This window comes from Rugamonas violacea, from assembly GCF_016461825.1.
In the GTDB taxonomy this organism is placed as follows: Bacteria; Pseudomonadota; Gammaproteobacteria; order Burkholderiales; family Burkholderiaceae_D; genus Rugamonas.
In genome coordinates this window covers 1-3,624 of sequence record NZ_JAEMNU010000010.1, presented here as the reverse complement: position 1 = coordinate 3,624, position 3,624 = coordinate 1, and the positions used below count along the sequence as shown (strand labels likewise).

Here is a 3,624-nt window from a genome sequence, read left to right as displayed (position 1 = left end):
AGTAGTACGGGACAGCGCCGAGCAGCTGATGAAGTGGAAATGGGCACAGCTTAAATTAACTGGCAGAGTGTCTTGACTGACGGGTCCACTTTACTTGACCGACACACCCGGCAGCGCGCCCACGTCGGCCACGTGGGACGCCGCCGGACGGCAGTTGACGGCGACCGACGCCGACGGCAACCAGGCCAGCTGGACTTACGATAGCTACGGCCGGGTCCAGAGCATGACCGGTTACGACGGTTCGGTGACGACCTGCGGCTACGACAGAGCCGGGCAATTGCGTAGCGCCAGCCAGCCGGCCAAGGGCCAGGTGGTCAGCTACACGTACGACCGGGCGGGCCAGCTGGTCAGCATAGTCGACACCACCACGGCCGTGAACGGTTACCAGGCCCTCGTCCGGGAGACCGCCTACGCCTACGATTTCGCCGGGAACCGCGTGCGCGAACGGACCGCGCAGGGGGGCAAACTGTTCGCCGACAACCGGCAAACCTACGACGCGCTGCACCGCCTGGTGGGCGTGGGCATGGCCGACATCGGACAGGGCGCGCAGAGCATCGGCTACCAGTACGACGGCTTCGGCAACCGCAGCCGGTTCGCCTCGCAGGCGGCCGGCAAGGGTGGCGAGCGCAACCAGACCGGCTATTTCCTGTACGACGCACTGAACCGGATGGTGGTCTCCGGCGCGCTCGATGCGCAAGGCACGGTCGGGGCGCAGACGCTGCGCCACGTGTACGACAGCGCGGGCAACCTGGCCAACACGGTGGCGGGCGGGCGCAACACGCAGTTCGGCTACGACGCCATGAATCGGGTGGTTGGCACCAGCGTCAACGGCGTTCTGGCCTTCACCACCAGCTACGACGCCGCCGGACGCGTGGTGGCCGACGCGGTGGCGTCGGAGGACGCCCCGCCCATCACGTCCGGCATGCCGTTGCCGGTCGAACCGAGCCGGCCGCAGGAACCGCCGCTGCCGGCGGCCGGAAGCAGCCAGTACGTGCTCGACCGGTACAAAACGCAAAAGGCCCAGTTCGACAAGGATTTGCTGGCGTATACCGTGGCGATGGGGGTCTACCAGTCGGACTTGCAGGACTACCGCGACCAGAACACCTACCTCGACCAGTTCCGCCTGGCCAGCGCCGGTTCCGCCTACGAGCGCCACCTGAAGGCGTACGACGCGCAGGGCCGCCTGGTGGTCGACCAGGCCTTGCAGGACAACGGCGCCGTCAGGTCGCTGCTGGTCAACGAACAGTTCGACGCGGCCGGCCATGTGCTGCGCTACCACACCGAGTCGATGGCGGGCGAGCACGTGCGCAACGATTATGTGAATAGCTACCGGACCTTGACGAAAGCGGTGGTGCAATCGTCCTCGACCGGCCGCATGACGCTACTGGGCGGGAAGATGGCCGGCAAGGCGGGTTCGTACGCGACCAGCACCGACGCCTACGACGCCAACGGCTTCCTGATCGGCGTGAACTACAGCACCGATGGAGCGGCTCCGGCCAGCGGCAGGTCCAACAAATTGTTCGTCATGGACGCGGAGGGCAATATCCTGCTCAGCCGCGAAGAAAGCCACCATTCGCCGACCGCCGAGCAGCGCCAGATCGTGGCCAACGGCGAGCTGCAACTGCGCTTCAGCACCACCTACGGGAAGTTCGACAATCTGGAAAAGGAGCAGGAGCGGGCCTTCTGGAAGGCCTACAACGACGACGCCTACCAGAGCCTGGTGACCCCCGGCGGGGACCTGGTGGTGGCGCCGGGCGCCAACGCCGGCACCGGCCAGGTGGTCGTGGCGGCCCAGGGCGACACCCTGCAAAGCATCGCCGCGCGCGTCTACGGCAGTGCCGACGCCTGGTATCGCCTGGCGGACGCCAACGGCCTGGACTTCGACAGCGCGCTGGTGGCGGGTCAGGCCGTGGTGGCGCCGGCCGCGACGGCGAACAGCAACAAGCTCGACTTCGACCTGGGCAAGCTGGTCGGCAGCACGGCGCCGAACCTGCCGCCGCCGCCGCCCGACAAGCCGAACTGCATCATGCTGATCATCGTGGTGGTGGCGGTGGTGGTCGCCGCCATCGTCGCCCCCTACGCGTTGACGGCGGCCTCCGGCCTGGTCGGTGGCGGCGCGACGGCGCTGACCGCCAGCACGCCCGGCTTGATGCTGGCGGGCGCGATGACGGGCGCGGTGGCGAGCGTGGCGTCCCAGGTCGTGGCGGTGGCGGCCGGGGTGCAGGACAAGCTCGACTGGAAGGGCGTCGCCATGGCGGCGGTGGGCGGCGCGGTGGGGGCCGGTTTCAACGCCGTGACGTCGAACGCGTTCGTGAGTGCGGCCGCCAGCAGCGTTGTCACCCAGGGTATCCAAGTGATGACCGGCATGCAGCAGACCTTCAGTTGGGCCGGCGTGGCGAGGGCGGCGGTGAGCGCCGGGGTGCAGTCGGGCGTGGGGGAGGGCGATTTCGGGGGCGCCTGGGCGCGCGACGGTGCAACCGAGCAATTCGGCATGGGCTTCGTCCGTGGCGGCTTGGCCGGGCTGGCCGGCAGCCTGACAACCGATTTGCTGATCCCCGGGAAGCAGGACTGGATCGGGATCGGCATCGGCGCGCTTGGCGGCGGTCTCGCCGGTGGCTTGGCGCAGCAGCGCGCGTATAATGCCAGTCGGAGTGATGCAGACGCTTTCGGCAATGCGCTGGGGCAAAGCTTGGCCGGCGTGAGTTCCGGAGGCAGTCAACAGGAACAGGCTCTGGCAAGGAGCTTTGCTGACGACCACGAGACACGAATCGCTGCCAATCCAGTTGCTAGCTGGCTGGACAAGCAAAGCCGCGCTGAAGAAGCGGCTGGACTCCTTGCCGAGCAAGCTACCGCAGCAAATGCTGCAGGCGCACAAGCGGGAGTGAATCCCGTGGTTCGGTTGCCGCAATTTATCGCTCAGTCTGAGCAAAGCATCATTTCCTCCGGCGGCACCAATGATTATCAGTCATATGCAACGCTGTCCGACGGCACTTCACAGATCACTCGTCATACGCCACGTCCGGGTGCTGATGACTATCTGAGATATGCGCAAGATGGCGTAAGCGGCTACTTTAATCAGATGGATGACATAGCGAGCGCTGCTGGCTCATCGACTGGCGCTCGAATTTTTGCAGCGTCGACATATGGCGTTCGGAAAATTGCGAGTGACACCGTGAATGCTGTTATTGGCTTGTCACGTCTGCTGACCAGCGACACGATGGTGCCCAGCATGGTCAATGCAGCAGCCCGTCCTCTTCAGACTGGCCGCTCACTTATCAATGCGTTCGGCAATATGCCGCTGCAGGATCAGTTAGTGACAGGTTTGGAAGCGGCATTGCCGTTTAAAGCGAAGATAGAGCGTCTGGCCGAAGGTGCGGCAATCAAAGCGTTAAAATTTGATGCTGCAGCAGAGTCAGCGAAGTTCCAAGGTGATTATCCATACCTCGGAGTGGATCCGCTGCAGAACACTTCGCTACCAGTTGGTCGCCAAATTATTCAATTGACTCATGCAACGGATGGTGTGCCTGTCAGTAGCTGTTTAGATTCGTGTGATTATGCACCTTTCCGTAGCTGGCCCCTCTTCAAGGCACGGCACGTTTTGAGTACACTTATCCATCCCAACGA

At 64.4% G+C, this 3,624-nt stretch carries 1 protein-coding gene; it reads left to right on the top strand.

Annotation, left to right across the window (positions count from 1 at the left end; all coding sequences use genetic code 11):
* Window positions 1-154: 154 nt before the first annotated feature.
* Window positions 155-3,624, top strand: a 3,470-nt coding sequence (locus tag H7U20_RS02150; RefSeq protein ID WP_233410448.1) for a LysM peptidoglycan-binding domain-containing protein, incomplete at its 3' end; no start/stop codon positions are given.